We start from the raw sequence: 19,075 nt of genomic DNA on the forward strand, positions 1-19,075 counted from the left end.
CCGGCATTTAGACTTTTCGAATATGAAGATCAACGTCGCGCGCCTGCAGTACCTGCTCCAGATCTCGCGGAGCGGCGGCGTCCTCGCCGCCGCGGAGGCGATGAACCTCACCCCGTCGGCCGTCTCCCAGCAGCTCTCCCGGCTCGAGGCCGAGGTCGGCGTCCCGATCGTCGACCGGAGCCCTCGGGGCATCACGCCGACGGCGGCGGGCCGGGAGCTCATCGAGCTCGCGGAGAACGTGGAGCGCGAGGTCAACGAGGCGGCGCTCCGGGTGGGCGCGGCCAGCGAGCTGCCAAGCGGCCTGGTCCGGGTCGGCGGCTTCCAGAGCGTGGTGAGCGGCGTGATCGCCCCCGCGCTCCCGCGCTCCCGGAGCGAGCTGCCCGGCGTGCACCTGCAGGTGGTGGAGGACGAGCAGGACGAGCTGCTCCGCGGCCTGCGCGCCGCCGAGTACGACATCATCGCCGTGGAGCGCGACGAGTCCGTCGAGCCGGTGCGGCTCAGCCCGGGCGTGCGCGAGATCCCCCTCCTCGACGACTCGTGGGTGCTCGTGGTGCCCGCGGGCACCCAGGCCGCGATGGGCACGATCGAGCTCGAGCACCTGCGGCTGCCCTGGCTCGAGGTGGACCCGAGCTCGGGCGCGCTCGACGCCGTCAAGCGGGTGCGCCGCCGGCTGCCGGGCTCGACCACCTCGCCGCAGCGGTACGCCAACCACCAGACCGCCATCGCGCTCGTGGCCGCGGGCGAGGGCGTGACGCTCCTGCCGCAGCTGGCCCTCGCCGAGCACCCCCTCGGCGGGGTGGAGGTGCACGAGCTGCCGGGCCTCGGCGTGCGGCGCATCTCGCTGCGGTACCGGGCCGGGAAGAAGCCCAACGCCGCGGTCAACGCGACGCTCGAGTTCATCCGCACCGCCGCGACGGGCGGCGACACGACGATCGACTGAGCGGCTCTTCCCCGGGCAGCGGCCCCGGGCGCGGCTAGGCGTCGTGCGCGCGGCGGGCCTCGGCCCGCGATCGCGCGACGTCGATGAGCTCGGTGATGAGCTCCGGGTACGGCAGACCCGACTCCTGCCAGCAGCGCGGGAACATCGAGATGGGTGTGAACCCCGGCATCGTGTTGACCTCGTTGACGAGGAACCCCTCGGCGTCGAGGAAGAAGTCCACCCGCGCGAGCCCCTCGCAGCCGAGCGCCTCGAACGCGCGGATCGCGAGATCCTGCGCCTGCGCCAGCTCGGCGCCGGTCACCGCCGCCGGGCAGGCCAGCCGCACGGCGCCGCTGTCGAGGTACTTCGCCGCGAAGTCGTAGAACTCGGCGCCGTCGACGAGGATCTCCCCGGCCACGGACGCGCGGGCGCGCTCGCCGTACCGCGCGCCGAGCACGGCGATCTCGATCTCCCGGCCGTCGATGCGCCGCTCGACCAGCACGTGATCGTCCTCGGCCAGCGCGATCCGCATCGCCTCGTCCAGCTCGGCAGCGCCGTTCGCCTTCGAGACGCCCACGGAGGAGCCCGCGCGCGCCGGCTTCACGAAGACCGGATACCCCAGCTCGCGGCCGATGCGCTCGCGGATGCCCTCCGCCTCGCGCCGCCAGTCGTGGTCGTGCACGGTGAGCCCCGGCGCGACCCGCAGGCCGGCGGCCGCGAGCAGCGCCTTCGTGTAGTGCTTGTCCATGCCCACGGAGGAGGCCAGCACGCCCGAGCCCACGAACGGCAGGTCCACGAGCTCGAGCATCCCCTGCACCGTGCCGTCCTCGCCGTAGGGGCCGTGGAGGATGGGGAAGACGACGTCGACCTCGCCGAGCGGCTCGACGCGACCGTCCGCATGACGCACCGAGACGGTGCGATGCCGCGCCGAGTCCGGCAGCTGCACGCGGGTGCCGTTGTCGACGACCTCGGGCAGGCGCTCCGGGTCGAGCCGGAACTTCTCCGGATCGTCGGATTCCAGCACCCATTCGCCGTCCCGGGTGATGCCCACGGGGATCACGTCGAACCGCGAGCGGTCGATGGCCTCGAGCACACCCGCCGCCGTGGCGCAGCTGATCTGGTGCTCGCTCGAGCGTCCGCCGAACAGCACCACCACCGTGCTCTTGCCGTCGGCGCCGTTCGCTGCGGTGTCGGTCATCATTCTCCCAGTGGAATCTCGTTATCGGTGGCCAGATGCGGGGCCAGATCGATGGGGCGCATCTTGCCCTCGAGCACGTGCGCGATCTGCTGCACGATGGGCATCGGCACCTGGCGCTCGCGCGCGAGCACGAGAATCGAGTTTACCGAGCGAAGCCCCTCGGCGGTCTGCTCCATGCGGCTGTTGACGTCCTGGTAGCTGTACCCCTGCCCCAGCAGGCGGCCCGCCGTGAAGTTGCGCGAGAGCGGGGACATGCAGGTGGCGATGAGGTCGCCGAGGCCCGCGAGCCCCATCATCGTGTCGCGCGAGGCGCCCATCGCCACCGCGAAGTCGGTGATCTCGGCGAGGCCCCTCGTCATGATGGACGCCTTGGTGTTCTCACCGAAGCCGACGCCGTCCGAGATGCCGATCGCGATGGCGATCAGGTTCTTCAGGACGCCCCCGAACTCGGTGCCGATCACGTCGTTGTTCACGAAGGAGCGCAGGTAGGAGTTGCGCGCGATCTGGGCGACCTCCACCGCGAGCTCCTGCGAGGTGCTCGCCACCACGATCGCGGTGGGCTCCTCGCGCGCGATCTCGAGGGCGATGTTGGGGCCGGAGGCGACGGCGATGCGATCGGCGGAGAGCCCGCCTGCCTCCGCGACGACCTCGCTCATGCGCTTGCCCGTGGAGCGCTCGACGCCCTTCATGAGCGAGACGATCGCGGCGCCCGGCTTGACGGCGTGCTTGATCTCCTCGAGGTTCTCGCGGGCCGACTGCGCCGGCACCGAGAGGAAGACGTAGTCGGCGTCGCGCACCGCCTCGACGGCGTCGCAGGTGGCCCGGATCCGCTCGGGCAGGTTGATGCCGGGCAGGTAGTGGGTGTTGCGGTGCGCCTCGTTGATCTCGTCCCGCATATCGGGCCGGCGGACCGCGAGCGTGACATCGCGGCCGCCGTCGGCGACGACCTTCGCGAACGTCGTGCCCCAGTTGCCGCCGCCCACGACCGTGACGCGGCCCTCCTCGGACTCCGCGGCGGAGTCGGCGAAGGCGGGCAGCGTGATCGGCGAGGTCGCCGGGTACCACTCCGTCACTGCTTCGGCTCCGCATCCGGCCGCCCGAACTCGGACTGCCCGTGGTCGGCGGGGTTGTAGAGCTCCGCCGGGGCGGCGGCGCCCCGGACGTCCTCGAGCAGGGCCGTGATCTCGCGCATGATCTTCTCGGTCGCGCCGTCCACGGCGCGCTTCGAGGTGTGCCTGCCCTCGAACTCGTCGAGGTCGATGGGCTCGCCCACCGCCACGGTGATGCGCGTGCGGAAGCGGAGGCGGACCTTGCGCTCCCAGCGGGGAAGCACGGCCTGCGCGCCCCAGGTGGCGATCGGGATGACGGGGATGCCGCCCTGCAGCGCGAGCCGCGCCGCGCCGGTCTTGCCGCGCATCGGCCACATCTCGGGCTCGCGGGTGAGCGTGCCCTCCGGGTAGACGATGACTGCGCCGCCCATCTCGACGATCTGGTTGGCCGCCTCCATCGACTGCGCCTTCGTGCGCGAGCGCCCGCGCTCGACCGGCACCTGGCCGCTGCGGCGCAGGAACCATCCGACCACGGGGATCTTGAACAGCGAGGCCTTCGCCATGAAGCGGGGCAGGCGGCCGAGCTTCCACACAGCGTACCCGGTCACGATCGGGTCGATGTCCGAGTAGTGGTTCGGCGTGAGGATGTACGGGCCCGTCTGCGGCAGCCTGCCGCGGATCTCGTACTTGAACATGAGCGACAGGAAGGGCACGACGATCGCGGCCATGAGCCAGAAGATCGTCGGGCGCCGCTTCTCCGGCGACCGCTGCCGCCGAGGTCCCCGCGCCACTCGCCTAGCTCTCGACGGTGAAGTCGGCGCCGAGGGTCTTGAGCTTCTGGAGGAAGTTCTCGTAGCCGCGGGCGATGATCCCCACGTTCGAGACCCGCGAGACGCCATCCGCCATGAGCGCCGCGATGAGGTGGCTGAACCCGCCGCGCAGGTCGGGCACCTCGATGTCGGCGCCGTGCATCTGGGTCGGCCCCGAGATCACGGCCGAGTGGATGAAGTTGCGCTGCCCGAACCGGCACTTCTGCCCGCCGAGGCACTCGCGGTGCAGCTCGATCGTGGCGCCCATCTTCACGAGCGCGTCGGTGAAGCCGAAGCGCTGCTCGTAGACGGTCTCGTGCACGATGGAGACGCCGGGCGCCTGCGTGAGCGCGACCACGAGCGGCTGCTGCCAGTCGGTCATGAAGCCGGGGTGCACGTCCGTCTCGATCACGACCGGCTTGAGGTCGCAGCCGGGGTGGCGGAAGCGGATGCCGTCGTCGGCGACCTCGAAGATGCCCCCGGCCTTGCGGAACACGTTGAGGAACGTGAGCATCTCGGGCTGGCGGGCGCCGCCGACGAAGATGTCGCCGCGGGTGGCGAGCGCCGCCGCCGCCCAGCTCGCGGCCTCGTTGCGGTCGAAGAGCGAGCGGTGGTCGTAGCCCTCGAGGCGGTCGACGCCCTCGATGCGGATGACGCGGTCGGCGTCCACCGAGATCACGGCGCCCATCTTCTGGAGCACGTTGATGAGATCCATGATCTCGGGCTCGGTGGCCGCGTTCGTGAGCTCGGTCGCGCCCTGGGCGCGCACCGCGGTCAGCAGCACCTGCTCGGTGGCGCCCACCGAGGGGTAGTCGAGATGGATCTTCGTGCCCCGCAGCCCATCGGGCGCGGTGAGGCGGATGCCCTCGGGCAGCTTGTCCACGACCGCGCCGAAGGAGCGCAGCGCCGAGAGGTGGAAGTCGATCGGCCGGTCGCCGATGCGGCAGCCGCCGAGATCCGGGATGAAGGCCTCGCCGAGCTGGTGGAGCAGCGGCCCGCAGAAGAGGATCGGGATGCGGCTCGAACCGGCGTGCGCGTTGATCTCGGCCATGTGCGCCGACTTCACGGCGGAGGGGTCGAGGTGCAGCACCCCGCCCTCGACATCGCGTTCGATCTTGACGCCGTGCACGTCGAGCAGGCCGCCGACGACGCGGACGTCGGAGATGTCGGGGACGTTGCGGAGCACGCTGGGGGTCTCGCCCAGGAGCGACGCGACCATCGCCTTGGTGACGAAGTTCTTGGCGCCGCGGACCTCGATCCGGCCGTCCAGCGGCTGGCCGCCGTGGAAGGTGATGGTGTCCGCGCTCAGGCCGACGAATTTCGCGGCACGGGCCGCATCCTGGTTAAGACTGGTCACGCGCGGGTCCCTCCCGACATCTCGATAAGGTCTCCCGCGAGCGTACCCGGTTGGGTGTCGTCGAGGGCGGGGAGCGTCTTCGGCATCCACGAGGGGCGCTTGCGCTCGAATCGGGTGATCGCGTCCTCGTCCCGGAGGGTGAGCGCGATGTCGTCGAGCCCCTCCATGAGCCGCCAGCGCGTGTAGTCGTCGATCTGGAACTCGAACGTGAGCTCGCCGATCGAGATAGTGCGGTCCTCGAGGCTCACCTCTGCCTCGATGCCCGGGGACGCCTCGATGGCCTCCCACAGCCGCTCGACCTCGTCCTCGGCGAGCACGCCGACGAGCAGCCCCTGCTTGCCCGCGTTGCCGCGGAAGATCTCGCCGAACCGCGAGCCGATCACGACGCGGAAGCCGTAGTCCCGCAGCGCCCAGACGGCGTGCTCGCGGCTCGAGCCGGTGCCGAAGTCGTGCCCGACGACGAGGACCTTGGGGTTCGCGTACTCGGGCCGGTTGAGGATGAAGTCCGGGTCCTGGCGCCAGCTCGAGAAGAGCGCGTCGTCGAAGCCCGTCTTGGTGACGCGCTTGAGGAACACCGCCGGGATGATCTGGTCGGTGTCGACGTTCGACCGGCGCATGGGCACGGCCTTGCCGGTGATGCGATTGATCTTCTCCATCAGGCGACCGCCTCCTGGTTCTGTGCGTCGGCGTAGAGGTCGGCTGGGCTCGACAGCGTGCCGCGGATCGCGGTCGCCGCGGCGACGACGGGCGACACCAGGTGGGTGCGTCCGCCCTTGCCCTGCCGGCCCTCGAAGTTGCGGTTCGAGGTGGATGCGCAGCGCTCCCCCGGCGCGAGCTGGTCGGGGTTCATGCCGAGGCACATCGAGCAGCCCGCGAAGCGCCATTCGGCGCCGAAGTCCTTGACGATCCGGTCGATGCCCTCGGCCTCGGCCTGCAGGCGCACGCGCGCCGAGCCGGGCACCACCATGACGCGCAGGCCCTCGGCCTTGCGCCGCCCCTTGATGATCTCGGCGAACGCGCGCAGGTCCTCGATGCGCGAGTTGGTGCACGAGCCCATGAACACGGTGTCGACCCGGATGTCCTTGAGCGGCGTCCCGGCCTCGAGGTCCATGTATTCGAGCGCGCGCGAGGCGGCCTGCTGCTCGCTCGGGTCCGAGAAGTCCTCGGGCGAGGGCACGGAGGCCGAGAGCGGCACGCCCTGGCCCGGGTTGGTGCCCCAGGTCACGAAGGGCTCGAGCGCGTCCGCGTCGATGTGGATCTCCGTGTCGAACTTCGCGCCCTCGTCGGTCTTCAGCGTCTCCCAGTAGGCGACGGCCTCGTCCCAGTCCTCGCCCTGCGGGGCGTGTGGGCGGCCCTCGAGGTAGTCGTAGGTGGTCTGGTCCGGCGCGACCATGCCGGCGCGGGCGCCTGCCTCGATCGACATGTTGCAGATGGTCATGCGGCCGTCCATCGAGAGGCTGCGGATGGCCGAGCCGCGGTACTCGAGCACGTAGCCCGCGCCGCCGCCCGTGCCGATCTTGGCGATGACGGCGAGGATGATGTCCTTCGCGGTGACGCCCGGCCGCAGCGTGCCCTCGACGTTGACCGCCATGGTCTTGAAGGGCTTGAGCGGGAGCGTCTGCGTGGCCATGACGTGCTCGACCTCGGAGGTGCCGATGCCGAACGCCATAGCGCCGAAGGCGCCGTGGGTCGAGGTGTGCGAGTCGCCGCACACGACGGTGATGCCGGGCATGGTGAGGCCGAGCTGCGGGCCCACCACGTGCACGATGCCCTGCTCGCGGTCGCCGAGCGAGTGGAGGCGGACCCCGAACTCCTCGGCGTTCCTGCGGAGCGTCTCGATCTGCGTCCGGGAGGTGTCGTCGACGATGCGGTTGAGGATGTCCACGGTGGGGGTGTTGTGGTCCTCGGTCGCGATCGTGAGATCGGTGCGACGCAGCGGGCGCCCCGCCTGGCGGAGGCCGTCGAAGGCCTGCGGCGAGGTGACCTCGTGCATGATGTGGAGGTCGATGTAGATCAGGTCGGGGGTGCCGTCCTCGCCGCGCTTCACGACGTGGTCGGCCCATACCTTCTCCGGCAGCGTCTTGGGAACGGCTCCCTGAACAGAATCGGTCATAGTTGGCAATTTTCTCCAGATCGAGACAGCGTCGGACGCACGCGAACAGCGCCCCGCCCTGTCACTCGCGTGTTGGCAATGGTAACACCGGGGATCGCGGCGGTATTCCGCCGCGGACGGCTACTCCTCGGCCGGCGCGGCGGGTGCCTCCACGCCCTCTCGGCCGAGCGCGTTCGACTCGAGCACGACGACGCTCACGTTGTCGCGGCCGCCTCGGCCGACCGCGAGGTTGACGAGGAACTGCGAGAGGGAGAGCTCGGGCGACTCCTCCTGCATGTAGGCGTGGATGGCCGCCGAGATGTCCTCGTCCTCGAGCTCCTTGGTGAGCCCGTCGGAGCAGGCCACGAAGACCTGGTTGCCCTGCACGGGCATGAGCCAGAGGTCGGTCTCGATCTCGGGCTCGGAGCCGACCGCGCGGGTGATGACGTTGCGGTCGGGATGCACGAGCGCCTCCTCGGCCGTGATCACGCCGAGCGCCACCAGCTCCTGCACGGCCGAGTGGTCCACCGTGATCTGCACGACGTCCCGCCCGTTCCAGCCGTAGACGCGCGAGTCGCCGACGTTGAAGATCATCCAGTGCGGGGCGACCGCAGCGTCCGGCGCGGGGGCGACCTCGACGAGCGCGACGCCCGCGAGGGTCGTGCCGGCCACGGCCCCCGGCCCGTCGTCCTCGGTCACGAGGCCCTGGACCCGGCTGTTCGCCTCGTCGATGGCCCGGAGCACCTCGGCGGGATGCGTGGGGGCCTCCTCGTCGAAGTGGTCGGCGAACGCCGCGACGAGCGACTGGCTGGCGCGGTCGCCGTAGGCGTGGCCGCCCATGCCGTCCGCGACGAGGAACGCCGGCGGGCGCGCGAAGACGGAGTCTTCGTTCACTGCGCGGATCGACCCGACATCCGTAGCGGCCGAAACGCGAAGCTCGAGGTCGCCGGCGCAGGTCGCGACGGTCGTCTGATAGTCGGCAGGCACGCATCCCCCTGTGTTGTGTACCGGGCAACTCTACCGCCTCCGATGCCTCCTCCGGGAGCCCCTCGACGGAGGAGTCCCGAGGTGGGAGCGGCGGCGGGCGCGCGCATCGCGGGACGGGCTGGCCGGAAGACGAAGAAGCCCAGATCCGGAGATCTGGGCTTCTTCAGGTTGGTGACCCCAGCGGGATTTGAACCCGCGCTGCCGCCGTGAGAGGGCGGTGTCCTAGGCCGCTAAACGATGGGGCCTCGCTTGCAACGTTGTATATCTTGGCACAGGTTTCACGGCGAAGTCAACCTGAAGTTCACCGAGTCAATGAAACACCAGATCAGACCCGATAAAAAAACTCTCCGGGCCGTCGGCGCCCGGTTCACCGCCATCCCTCGGCGGCGCCCAGCCTCCGCGGATCGGCGCCGCCGAGACTGGACCCGTCATCATCCGCTTCCGAAGGAGCATCGCATGAAGATTCTGCTGATCGGCGCAACCGGGCACGTGGGGTCGGCCGCCCGCCAGGCGCTCGAGGACCGCCACGAGATCATCGCCGCCTCCCGGTCGTCGGAGCCGGGCGTGGACCTGCTCGATCCCGACTCCGTGGCGCGGCTCTTCGAACGGGTCGGGACGGTGGACGCCGTGATCTCCGCGTTCGGCGCCGCCCCGGTCAAGCCCTTCGCGGAGCTCGCCCGGGAGGACTACCTGCAGGCGTTCGAGAGGAAGGCGCTGAGCCAGATCGATCTGGTCCGCATCGGCGCGCCCCACGTCGCCGACGGCGGCTCGTTCACGTTGACCACCGGCGTGCTCAGCCGCGAGCCGGTCCCCCGCTTCACGGCCGCCGCCATGGCCAACGGCGCGGTCGAGGCCTACGTCATGGCCGTCGCGCCGGAGCTGCCCCGCGGCATCCGCATCAACGCGGTGAGCCCCTCGGTGCTCCAGAGCGCGCCGGACTATCACGCCGCCTTCCGCGGGTTCGTACCGGTGCCCTCGGAGCGGGTCGGGGCCGCCTTCGCGCGCTGCGTCGAGGGGAGCATCACCGGCCGGGCCCTCGCCGTGGATTAGCCCCTCCGACCACCCCGGGGCACGTCGGCCGGGAACCGCATGCCGACGCGGGATGGAGCGCTACCAGAGGAACCGGATCCGCACGTCCAGGCGACACGAAGAATCCCTTTTGACATGACATATGCACATCCATACGCTCATACCCATTGGGGCGCGATTCCATCCGGCCTCATCACTGCACCGGCGCCGTGATAGGGCCCGGTCCTATCTCTGTCCAGGAGGAGAACCATGAGCAAGAACAGCATCGGAGTCGCGGTCATCGGCGCCGGCATGGCGGGCAAGGCGCACGCCGCGGCCTACCGCGCCGCCGCCGGCGTCTACGACACCACCCTTCCCGAGATCCGGCTCGTGTCGATCGCCGACGTGTTCGAGCCCCTCGCCGAGTCGGCGGCCAAGCGCTTCGGGTTCGAGCGCCACGACACCTCGTGGCAGGCGCTCGCCGAGGCCGAGGACGTCGATGTCGTCAGCGTCGTCGTGGCCAACCGCCTGCACCGCGAGATCGTCGAGGGCCTCCTCGCCGCGGGCAAGCACGTGCTCTGCGAGAAGCCGCTCTCCGACACCCTCGAGGACGCCGAGGCGATGGTCGCCGCCGCGCGGCGGGCCGACTCCATCGGCCGCATCGGCCTCACCTTCCTCCGCCAGCCCGGCATCGCCTACGTGCAGCGGCTCATCGAGGAGGGCACGCTCGGCAACATCCTCCACGTGAGCGGCCGCTACCTCACCGACTACGGCTGCGACCCGCAGGCGCCGATCAGCTGGCGCTACAAGGGCCCGCAGGGCTCGGGCGCGCTCGCCGACGTCGGCAGCCACCTCTCCTACCTCATCGAGATGCTCGGCGGCGAGGTCGAGGCCGTCAGCGGCGGCGTGCTCAGCACCGCGATCACCTCGCGCCCGAAGCCGCTCGGCAATGTCGTGGGCCACGAGCACGTCGAGGTCTCCGAGGAGCGCGAGCCCGTCGAGAACGACGACTACGCGGCCTTCACCGTGAAGTACGCGAACGGCACCGCGGGCACCTTCGAGGTCTCGCGCGTCGCGACCGGCCACGCCAACACGCTCGCCTTCGAGGTGTACGGCGACAAGGGCTCCGCGAAGTTCGACTTCGACCGCCCGAGCGAGGTGCGGGTGTTCCTCAACGACGGCGACACCGCGAACGCCGGGTTCCGCACGGTGATCCTCGGCCCCGACCACCCGTACTGGCGCGGCGGCTTCGCGATGGATGCCCCCGGCGTGGGCGTCGGCCAGAACGAGGGCTTCGTGTTCCAGGCGCGGGCCTTCCTCGAGGAGGTCGCGGGCATCCCCGAAGGCGAGTCCCTCCCCCGCGTCGCCACCTTCGAGACCGGGCTGCGCAACATGCGGCTGCTCGACGCCGTGGCGCGGTCCGCGCAGCGGCAGGGCGCCGCCGTCGCCGTGAAGGAGTCCTGATCATGCGGCTCGGACTCATCACCGATTCCCTCGGCGCGCAGCCGCTCGAGCAGGCGCTCGACACCGTCGCGGGCCTCGGCCTCGACACCGTCGAGCTCGCCACCGGCAACTGGTCGGAGGCGCCCCACGTCGATCTCGATCGGCTCCTCTCGGACGCCTCGGCCCGCGCATCCCTGCTCGACTCGATCCGCTCGCGCGGCCTCGAGCTCGACGCGCTCAACGCCAACGGCAATCAGCTCCACCCCGTCTCCGGGCCCGAGCACGACCGCGTCGTGCGGGGCACGATCGAGCTCGCCGCGGAACTCGGCGTCGGCACGGTCGTGCTCATGTCGGGGCTGCCCGGCGCGCGCGGAGAGCAGGCGCCGAACTGGATCACCACCTCGTGGCCGCCCGAGACGGTCGAGATCCTCGACTACCAGTGGAACGAGGTGGCGGCGCCGTACTGGACCGACCTCGCCGAGTTCGCCCGCCGGCGCGGCGTGCGCCTCGCCGTGGAGATGCACGGCACCCAGCTCGTCTACAACGTGGCCTCGCTGCAGCGCCTCCGCGAGATCGCCGGCCCGGATGTGGTCGGCGCGAACCTCGACCCCTCGCACCTCATGTGGATGGGCGCGGACATCATCCAGGTCATCCGCGCCCTCGGCGACGCGATCTTCCACGTGCACGCGAAGGACGTGCGCATCGATCGCGACAACGCGGGGGTCAACGGCCTGCTCGACCCGCTGCCGCCGGCCGCGGTCGCGGAGCGCTCGTGGAACTTCGTGACCCTCGGCCTCGGCCACCCCGGAGGCGAGCGCTTCTGGGCCGACTTCGTGTACGAGCTGCGCCGCGTCGGGTTCGACGGCGTGCTCAGCATCGAGCACGAGGACGTCCTGGTCAACTCGGTGGAGGGGCTGCAGCGCTCGGCGGATCTGCTGCGCCGCGTCGTGCTCCGCGACGAGCCCGACTGGAAGCCGGCGGACATCTAGCGAGCGGTTCGCACTAGCGGGCGGTTCGCACTGACGAGTAGCTCGCACTGACGAGCGGCTCGCGAGGCGGGCCCGGGGATCATGCTTCCTCGGGCCCGCCTCGTGCATGGGGCGCCCGCCGGGATGCCTCGTCCATGCCTAGAAGAGCGTCGGCGCGCCGGGCACCGGGAGCGCATCCCGGATCCGCTCGACCGGCGGGGTGCGGCGCGCCCCGCGCTCGAGCCCGTAGTCGCGGAGCATCGGGCGGAGGCGGGCCGCGAGCGCCTGCCGGTACGCCTTGGCGACCGTGCTCGCGCTCCCCGGGTACAGCCCGCGATACCGCGGCACGAGCTCCGGATGCGTGCGCTCGAGCCACTCGAAGAACCAGGGCTTGACGTGCGTGCGCAGGTGCAGGGGTCCGTAGACCACGGACCGCGCTCCGGCATCGCGGATGTCGCGCAGCAGCCGGCTCAGCTGCAGCACCGAATCGGTCAGGTGCGGCAGGATCGGCATGAGGAACACCGAGCACTCGAATCCGGCCTCCGTCGCCGCCGCGATCGTCTCGAGCCTCGCCCGCGTGCCCGGCGTTCCGGGCTCGATCGACTGCTGCAGGGCGTGATCGCCCACCGCGATCGACATCGCGAGGCTCACGTCCACGCGCTCCCGCGCCTCGGCCAGCAGCGGCAGGTCGCGCCGCAGGAGCGTGCCCTTCGTGAGGATGGAGAACGGCGTGCGGCGGTCCGACAGCGCCCCGATGATGCCGGGCATGAGCCGGTAGCGACCCTCGGCGCGCTGATACGGGTCGGTGTTCGTGCCGAGCGCGACGTGCTCCCTTGCCCAGGAGGGCTTGGCGAGCTCGCGGCGCAGCACCTCCGCGACGTTGACCTTGACGACGATCTGGGAGTCGAAGTCCGCGCCGGTGTCGAAGTCGAGGTACCGATGCGAGCCGCGCGCGAAGCAGTACACGCAGGCGTGTGAGCACCCCCGGTACGGGTTGACGGTCCAGTCGAAGGGCATGGAGGACTCGCCCGGCACCCTGTTGAGCGCGCTCTTGGCGAGCACCTCGTGGCACACGACGCCCTTGAACTCCGGCGGGCGCACCGTGCGCAGGTGCCCGGGCATCGCGGCGACCTCGTTGAGCGCGAGCCCGGGCAGGGATCCGTCCTCGGCTCCCGCGGCACTCTGTTCGACCCAACGCATGATCGTATTCGATCACACGTTCGAATCGGTTGCAAGGGCGGACGACCGCGAGCGCATCCGAATGCCCGCAGAACGCGGGCTCGAGGATGTCGCGGCATCCCGCCCGGCGCCTCGACGCCGGTGCCGCGGGCCGCATCGCACGGGTACGGCCCGCGGCATCCTGCCGCTCCCGACCTCCGCCTCGGGCTCAGGCCCCGCGGAGTCAGGCCTTGATGTAGCCGTTCGGGTTCAGGACGTACTTCTTCGCGGCGCCCTGGTCGAAGGCCGCGTAGCCGTCCGGAGCGGCTTCGAGCGGGATCGGCGTCGCGTTCACCGCCTTCGCGATCTGCACCTTGTCATGCAGGATGGCCTGCATGAGCTGGCGGTTGTACCGCATGACCGGGCACTGGCCCGTCGTGAACGAGAGCGACTTCGCCCAGCCGAGCCCCAGCCGGATCGAGAGCGACCCCTCCTTGGCCGCGTCGTCGATCCCTCCCGGATCGCCCGTGACGTAGAGGCCCGGGATGCCCAGCGCGCCGCCGGCCTCCGTGAGGTCCATGAGCGAGTTGAGCACCGTGGCCGGCGCCTCGGTCGTCGCACCGGATCCGTGCCCCCGCGCCTCGAATCCGACCGCATCCACTCCGCACTCCACCTCGGGCACGCCGAGGATCTGCTCGATCTGATCGCGCGGGTCGCCCTTGGAGACGTCCACGGTCTCGCAGCCGAAGGATCGCGCCTGCGCGAGCCTGTCCTCGACCAGATCCCCCACGATGACGCACGCCGCGCCGAGCAGCTGCGCCCCTACCGCGGCGGCGAGGCCAACGGGGCCGCCGCCCGCGACGTACACCGTCGAGCCCGGCCGGACCCCGGCCGTGCAGGCCCCGTGGAAGCCGGTCGGGAAGATGTCCGAGAGCATCGTCAGGTCGAGGATCTTCTCGAGCGCCTGATCGCGATCGGGGAACTTCAGGAGGTTCCAGTCGGCGTACGGCACGAGCACGTACTCGGCCTGGCCGCCGACCCATCCGCCCATGTCCACGTAGCCGTAGGCGCCGCCGGGACGCTCCGGATTCACGTTGAGGCAGATGCCGGTCTTGCCCTCCTTGCAGTACCGGCAACGGCCGCACGCGATGTTGAAGGGCACCGAGACGATGTCGCCGACCTCGATGAACTCCACGTCGGGGCCGCACTCGACGACCTCGCCGGTGATCTCATGGCCGAGGACGAGCCCCTCGGGCGCCGTCGTCCGCCCGCGGACCATATGCTGATCCGACCCGCAGATATTCGTGCTGACCGTGCGCAGGATCACGCCGTGGGGCACCTTCCGGCCCACGTTCTCCGGATGGACGCCGGGGCCGTCCCTCAACTCGAATCCGGGGTACTCGGTGTCGATCACCTCGACGACTCCCGGACCCTTGTACGCCACTGCTCTATTCCCAGACATCATCGTCCTTTCGACATGCATCGCAGGTATGCGGTCCTCCGAGCCTCATGCGTGCCCCGCCGCCTGACAACTACCCGTTCTTCCGGTCTTCGCCATACCTTCGGAGGGCTATCGTGAGGGCATGGACAACGGTGTTCTCCTCCGCCGCATCTCGGACGCCCTCGCCACGCCTGCGCCGGCATTCCCCGACCGGCTCTCCGCGCTGCTCTCGGCCCTCCTCCCCCACGCCGCGCTCGTGATGCTGACCGCCGACGCGCAGGGAGGCCGGCTTCGCGGGACCGGGGATCACGGGTTCGTCCGCAACGTCCGCGCGCTCGACCTCGACCGTCTCCGCAACCGGGCGCACGGCGCCGGCCCGGCCCTGCGGGTCTCGCTGAACGTCGGCGGCTCGATGCGCGACACCCTGCAGGTGCTCTCCCGCAACGGGGCTCTGCTCGTCCTCGCCGAACCGGGTTGGCCCGAGGGCGCGCCCGGCGACGACCTCGGCGCCGCCGAGCCCGTGAGGACGATCGTCGAGATCTGGAACATCGTCGCGTGCACCGTCCAGGATCGCGCGGACGACGCCGCTCCGGATTACCTGCAGCAGGCCCGGCGGCACTCCGGCACCCGTCTCGATGCGCTCGCGGAGCTGACCGATGCGCACTCCACCGCGTTCGAAGCCCTCCTCGCGCTCTTGCGATCGCCGCACTTGAGCGATGCGGAGGCCCGGAGCGCGGCGATCGGCCTGGCCGCGGAATCGCTGCTCGAGCTCCGCTCGACCGGCGTCGGAGCCCGGGCGCTCTCCGAGGAGCCCATCGCGGCCGCCTTCGAGACGCTGCGGAGCGAGATGCGGGCCGTCCTGCAGCATCGCGGCGTGGAGGCCGAGCTGATCGCTCCCCCGGCTCATGACGCCGGCCTGCCCGGCGAGATCGCCCGCGGGGCTCGCGCGCTGACGGTCCGGGCGGTCCTGGGGCTGCTCCAGGCGGACGGCGCGGACGGGACCAGCACGACGAGGATGCGCATCGAGTGGCGGATCGATGACGCCCGCCTCCTGATCGGCGTCCGGGACGACGGCGCGGGCGAGGAGACGGCATCCGCGACGCTGTCGGCCGCGCTCCGGCAGCGCGTCGAGGCGCTGGGCGGAAGGACGTGGGTCGAGGCGACGCCGGGATGGGGGACCATCGTGGGCATCGCGCTGCCGATCGAGCCTCCCCGTCCGGCGCCGACCTCCGTCGCGCTGCTGGGGCTGCGACCGCGCGAGCTGCAGGTGGCCGAGCTCCTTCTCGCGGGCCATCGCAACCGATCGATCGCCGCCGAGCTCGGGATCTCGGAGAACACGGTCAAGTTCCACGTCTCCCGAGTGCTGCAGAAGCTCGGCGCGACATCCCGCGGCGAGGCCATCGCCAAGCTCAGCGCCGAGCGTCGCGCGCCTTCGCCCGCCGAGACCGCGCTCGCGTGAGGCGCGCCGCCGCGGCGACGGTCACCCCGCCTCCGCGGCCTTCTCCGCGGCGGCGCGGCGGCGCAGCTGGATCTCGGCCTCGGCCTCGGGGATCACCACCAGACCGCGGCGGGTGTTCGAGAGGTCGTGCAGCATCTCCAGCCACGCCGGGTTGAGCTCGGGCGACCGGCTGCCGGCGAACCGGAAGACGATCGGGACCATCGGCGAGATCCACATGGAGAACCGGCCGCTGCCCTTCTCCGCGGGGTTGCTCCAGCTCAGGAAGAAGCTCTCCTGCCGGCGCAGCTTCTGCCCGATCACGACCTTGAGATGCGCGAGCGTGCGGTCGTCGAACTCGTACTCGCCGGCGGCGCCGTAGATGAGGTAGCCCATGGCCGCAGTGTGGCAACCGTCGATGCGCGTCCCGTGTGCGGAAGCGCTCCGGTTCGCAGGCGATGACGAGGTTCGCCCCTCGCCGGGCGGGCCGGCGAGGGGCGAACGATCGAATGTCTGCGCGACGGGCCGTCAGGCGCGGCCGCCGCGTCGGCCCGCCTCGTGCGGGTCGGCGCCCTCGGGAGCGCCGAACTGGCCGGGCGAGTTCTCCCCGCCCCTGCGGCCCGCCTGCTGCGGGTCCGCGCCTTCGGAGGCGCCGAACTGACCGGGCGAGTTGACCCCGCCCTCGTGCCCCGCCTGGTGCGGATCCGCGCCCTCGGAAGCGCCGAACTGACCGGGCGAGCTCTGGCCGCCTCGACGGGCCTGCTCCTCCGTGTCCGTACGGTTGCCGAACTGTCCCGGGTTCTTCGTGTCTGCCATGATGAACTCCTTTCTCGTCCTTCGGTATCGGACGCTTCCCACCGTAGGGACGCGCGCCCCGCGGCTGCACCGGCTTTACACGGCGCCGAGGCGGAGTATCCTTCGGCCGCCGAATCGCCTCCTCACCGCCCTCCCGCATGCGGACGCGGAACCCCGCTCCGCCCGGCGGGCAGGGCTCGGGCACCCGGGCCCCTCGGACCCGCGCCGCCTCAACGTGCGCGAAGAACATGGCGGCGATTGATCGCTTTCCCAGCCCCCGGTCGAGGCGTCTTCAGGACCGGCGCTCCGCGGGGGTCGCGCCTCCGCGTCCGCCAGCGGCTCCCCCTCCGGGACGGCTATCATGGCGGCATGCCGGCCTTCATCATCCTGCTCATCCTCGTCGCCATCGCGCTCGTGATCATCGGTGTGATCGTGAAGGTCGTGCAGTTCCTCTTCTGGATCGCTCTCGCCCTGGTCCTCATCGCCGTGATCATGTGGGCGCTGCGGTCGATCTCCGGCAAGAACCGCCAGTAGCCGCTCCCCGGCCGCGCCGACACGTCCGTGCGGCCGTCCGGCCCGCGTCGCGTCGAGCGCCGGGCCTCAGCCTCGCGCGGCCTCGGCCCCGCTCTCGAGCTCGTCGAACTTCTCGAGATCCTCCGAGAGGTTCGCGTAGGTCGACGGCCGCTTCGTCCGCAGGTACCAGGCGTAGAGCAGGCCGCCCGCCACGGCGACCACGAGCACCCAGGGCAGCATGAGCACGTAGGCGGCCTCCGACCCCGCGACGAGATCGAAGTTCGCGATCGCCATGATGCTGAACAGCAGCAGCGCGAGGAATCCGATTCCGGGCGCGATGAACGTGCTCCACAGCCGAGGATCGCGCCTGCGCCGGAAGTAGACGACGACGGCCAGCGCCGCGATGGCCTGCACGATCATGATCGACAGCGTGCCGAAGCCGAGGCCCACCGGCACGAGCGTGGCCACCGGCGGCAACGGGTTGCCCTCCGGATCGGTCTCGACGAAGACGGCGAAGATCGCCGCGACGACCAGGGCGAACACGAGGTTCACCGCGAGTCCGCGCTGCGGGGCGCCCTTCGCGTTGGTCGCGGCGAGCCAGCGGGGCAGCACGGATGCCCGCCCGAGCGCGTAGAGGTAGCGGGCGGCGGAGTTGTGGAACGCGAGCTGCGCCGCGAACAGGCTCACCACCAGCAGGACCACCGCGACGATGCCCATGATTGGGCCGAGGTACTGCTCCACGAGCATGAGCGTCAGGTCGCCGCCGTCGAGGTGCTCGAGCGCGACCCGCTGGGCGTCGAAGACGCCCACGGCGCTGACGATCGCCCACGCGCCGAAGGCGTGCAGCACGCCGATGAGGACGATGGCCCAGTAGGTCGCCCGGGGGATCGTGCGCCGCGGCTCCTTCGCCTCCTCGCCGAACAGCGCCGTCGCCTCGAAGCCGATGAACGCGGTCGCGACGAGCAGCAGCGCGATCCAGACCGATCCGCCCACGAGGATCTCGGGGCTGAACGCGAGCGTGATCGCCTGGATGTCGAAGCCCGTGGTGAACAGTACCGAGCCCGCGAATACCAGGATGAGCAGGATCTCGAGCACGAGCGCGATGCCGAGCACCACCGCGCTCACGTGCACGCCCGACCGGGCGAGCAGGAACACCACCACGCACAGCACCGCCGCGCACAGGTACCAGTGGACCTCGACGCCGAAGATCATCGGCAGCGCCACCGCCCCGGTGAAGAATCCGATGGTGCCGAGCGCCCCCGCGACGAACACGTTGTACCCGATGGTCGCGATGATGCCGGTCACGAGGCCGGCCGCGCGGCCGAGGCCCCGCACCGCGATCGCGTAGAACCCGCCCGCGTTGGTGAGCTCCTTGGTCATCTGGGCGTAGCCGATCGCGAAGAGGAGCAGGGCGAGCGCCACGATCACGACGGCCACGGGGATGCCGCCGCCGTTGCCGTACGAGATCGCGAGCGGCAGGACGACGATCGCGACGGTGACCGGCGCGACGGCGGCGATCACCAGGAACACGATCGAGGCGACCCCGAGCTTGTTGCGTGCGAGTTGATGCTGAGCGGTATCGGACATGCTGGGTTCCTCCGGTTGGTTCGTCATCGAGCCGGGAAGGACGCCGACGACGGTGTCGGTCCTGCCACGTTCATAACCACCCTGCGGACGTTCCGGGGAGATGAGTTCAGCGTTGTGCGCACTCTCCGACAAGAATCCGCCCCGGCGGTGCACGGAACGACAATTCCGACCGGCTTCGGAGGCGGCCGGCCGCGCCGTTTCTCCGGGCGGCCATAGCGACCCGATCTGTGTAATCGCTCCACGCCGGGCTCCGCCGATGCGAGATGATCGTTGATCAATCAAGTTCTTCTCCGGCCGACAGCGCGCCGATGAGAGG

18 protein-coding genes and 1 tRNA gene are annotated in these 19,075 nt (G+C 70.8%); 6 read left to right on the plus strand and 13 right to left on the minus strand.

What is annotated here, in order from left to right:
* Nucleotides 1-22: 22 nt before the first annotated feature.
* On the plus strand, nucleotides 23-940 hold the full coding sequence (locus tag FM112_RS08320) for a LysR family transcriptional regulator (protein WP_087006392.1): 918 nt from the start codon (nucleotides 23-25) through the stop codon (nucleotides 938-940).
* 34 nt (nucleotides 941-974) lie between these two features.
* Here FM112_RS08320 and FM112_RS08325 read toward each other — a convergent pair whose 3' ends face one another.
* The 8 genes from FM112_RS08325 to FM112_RS08360 all read right to left on the minus strand — a co-directional run bounded on the left by FM112_RS08325 (nucleotide 975) and on the right by FM112_RS08360 (nucleotide 8,656).
* Nucleotides 975-2,117 carry a D-alanine--D-alanine ligase family protein gene (locus tag FM112_RS08325; protein ID WP_087006396.1) on the minus strand — a complete coding sequence of 381 codons (1,143 nt, stop codon included), beginning with the start codon at nucleotides 2,115-2,117 and terminating at the stop codon, nucleotides 975-977.
* Nucleotides 2,117-3,190 (minus strand): NAD(P)H-dependent glycerol-3-phosphate dehydrogenase, encoded by a 1,074-nt coding sequence (locus tag FM112_RS08330; RefSeq protein ID WP_087006400.1) that lies wholly within the window; start codon nucleotides 3,188-3,190, stop codon nucleotides 2,117-2,119. Before FM112_RS08330 ends, FM112_RS08325 begins: the two co-directional genes overlap by 1 nt.
* Complete coding sequence (locus FM112_RS08335) at nucleotides 3,187-3,894, minus strand: 1-acyl-sn-glycerol-3-phosphate acyltransferase (RefSeq protein WP_254910422.1); 708 nt, start codon at nucleotides 3,892-3,894, stop codon at nucleotides 3,187-3,189. The genes FM112_RS08330 and FM112_RS08335 overlap by 4 nt, the downstream gene beginning before the upstream one ends.
* A 67-nt stretch (nucleotides 3,895-3,961) precedes the next feature.
* Nucleotides 3,962-5,332, minus strand: a complete 1,371-nt coding sequence (murA, locus tag FM112_RS08340) for a UDP-N-acetylglucosamine 1-carboxyvinyltransferase (RefSeq protein ID WP_087006405.1) — start codon at nucleotides 5,330-5,332, stop codon at nucleotides 3,962-3,964.
* A complete protein-coding gene (gene leuD / locus FM112_RS08345) occupies nucleotides 5,329-5,988 on the minus strand; it encodes a 3-isopropylmalate dehydratase small subunit (protein ID WP_087006407.1) in 660 nt (219 codons plus the stop codon). Before leuD ends, murA begins: the two co-directional genes overlap by 4 nt.
* Complete coding sequence (leuC, locus tag FM112_RS08350) at nucleotides 5,988-7,445, minus strand: 3-isopropylmalate dehydratase large subunit (RefSeq protein ID WP_087006410.1); 1,458 nt, start codon at nucleotides 7,443-7,445, stop codon at nucleotides 5,988-5,990. The genes leuD and leuC overlap by 1 nt, the downstream gene beginning before the upstream one ends.
* Nucleotides 7,446-7,565: 120 nt before the next feature.
* Complete coding sequence (locus tag FM112_RS08355) at nucleotides 7,566-8,318, minus strand: PP2C family serine/threonine-protein phosphatase (protein WP_254910423.1); 753 nt, start codon at nucleotides 8,316-8,318, stop codon at nucleotides 7,566-7,568.
* Between the two features lie 262 nt (nucleotides 8,319-8,580).
* Nucleotides 8,581-8,656, minus strand: a tRNA-Glu gene (locus tag FM112_RS08360).
* A gap of 211 nt (nucleotides 8,657-8,867) precedes the next feature.
* Between FM112_RS08360 and FM112_RS08365 the strand changes: the two genes are divergently transcribed.
* The 3 genes from FM112_RS08365 (at nucleotide 8,868) to FM112_RS08375 (ending at nucleotide 11,851) form a co-directional block, all read left to right on the plus strand.
* Nucleotides 8,868-9,461: a short chain dehydrogenase gene (locus tag FM112_RS08365; RefSeq protein ID WP_087006414.1), complete on the plus strand. Its 594-nt coding sequence runs from the start codon at nucleotides 8,868-8,870 to the stop codon at nucleotides 9,459-9,461.
* A gap of 228 nt (nucleotides 9,462-9,689) precedes the next feature.
* Nucleotides 9,690-10,883: a Gfo/Idh/MocA family protein gene (locus FM112_RS08370; protein ID WP_087006416.1), complete on the plus strand. Its 1,194-nt coding sequence runs from the start codon at nucleotides 9,690-9,692 to the stop codon at nucleotides 10,881-10,883.
* A gap of 2 nt (nucleotides 10,884-10,885) precedes the next feature.
* Nucleotides 10,886-11,851, plus strand: a complete 966-nt coding sequence (locus FM112_RS08375) for a sugar phosphate isomerase/epimerase (protein WP_087006419.1) — start codon at nucleotides 10,886-10,888, stop codon at nucleotides 11,849-11,851.
* Between the two features lie 138 nt (nucleotides 11,852-11,989).
* Here the strand turns inward: FM112_RS08375 and FM112_RS08380 are convergent, their stop codons facing one another.
* Nucleotides 11,990-13,030, minus strand: coding sequence for an Rv2578c family radical SAM protein (locus tag FM112_RS08380; RefSeq protein WP_087006421.1), 1,041 nt, complete (start codon nucleotides 13,028-13,030; stop codon nucleotides 11,990-11,992).
* A gap of 202 nt (nucleotides 13,031-13,232) precedes the next feature.
* Nucleotides 13,233-14,450: a formaldehyde dehydrogenase, glutathione-independent gene (gene fdhA / locus FM112_RS08385; protein WP_087006537.1), complete on the minus strand. Its 1,218-nt coding sequence runs from the start codon at nucleotides 14,448-14,450 to the stop codon at nucleotides 13,233-13,235.
* A 121-nt stretch (nucleotides 14,451-14,571) separates the two neighbouring features.
* Here fdhA and FM112_RS08390 point away from each other — a divergent pair, with 121 nt between their 5' ends.
* Nucleotides 14,572-15,888, plus strand: coding sequence for a LuxR C-terminal-related transcriptional regulator (locus tag FM112_RS08390; RefSeq protein WP_087006423.1), 1,317 nt, complete (start codon nucleotides 14,572-14,574; stop codon nucleotides 15,886-15,888).
* Between the two features lie 21 nt (nucleotides 15,889-15,909).
* On the opposite strand, the gene FM112_RS08395 is transcribed toward FM112_RS08390, so the two are convergent.
* Entirely contained in the window at nucleotides 15,910-16,260 is a 351-nt protein-coding gene (locus tag FM112_RS08395) for a hypothetical protein (RefSeq protein WP_087006425.1), read from the minus strand.
* Nucleotides 16,261-16,392: 132 nt separating this feature from the next.
* Nucleotides 16,393-16,680, minus strand: a complete 288-nt coding sequence (locus FM112_RS08400; protein WP_087006427.1) for a stress protein — start codon at nucleotides 16,678-16,680, stop codon at nucleotides 16,393-16,395.
* A gap of 348 nt (nucleotides 16,681-17,028) precedes the next feature.
* Here FM112_RS08400 and FM112_RS17225 point away from each other — a divergent pair, with 348 nt between their 5' ends.
* On the plus strand, nucleotides 17,029-17,193 hold the full coding sequence (locus FM112_RS17225; protein WP_176386745.1) for a hypothetical protein: 165 nt from the start codon (nucleotides 17,029-17,031) through the stop codon (nucleotides 17,191-17,193).
* Nucleotides 17,194-17,259: 66 nt separating this feature from the next.
* On the opposite strand, the gene FM112_RS08405 is transcribed toward FM112_RS17225, so the two are convergent.
* Nucleotides 17,260-18,759, minus strand: coding sequence for an APC family permease (locus FM112_RS08405; protein WP_087006429.1), 1,500 nt, complete (start codon nucleotides 18,757-18,759; stop codon nucleotides 17,260-17,262).
* Nucleotides 18,760-19,075: the final 316 nt, after the last annotated feature.

Origin of the sequence: Gulosibacter sp. 10 (assembly GCF_900163695.1) — a bacterium.
Taxonomy (GTDB): Bacteria; Actinomycetota; Actinomycetes; order Actinomycetales; family Microbacteriaceae; genus Gulosibacter.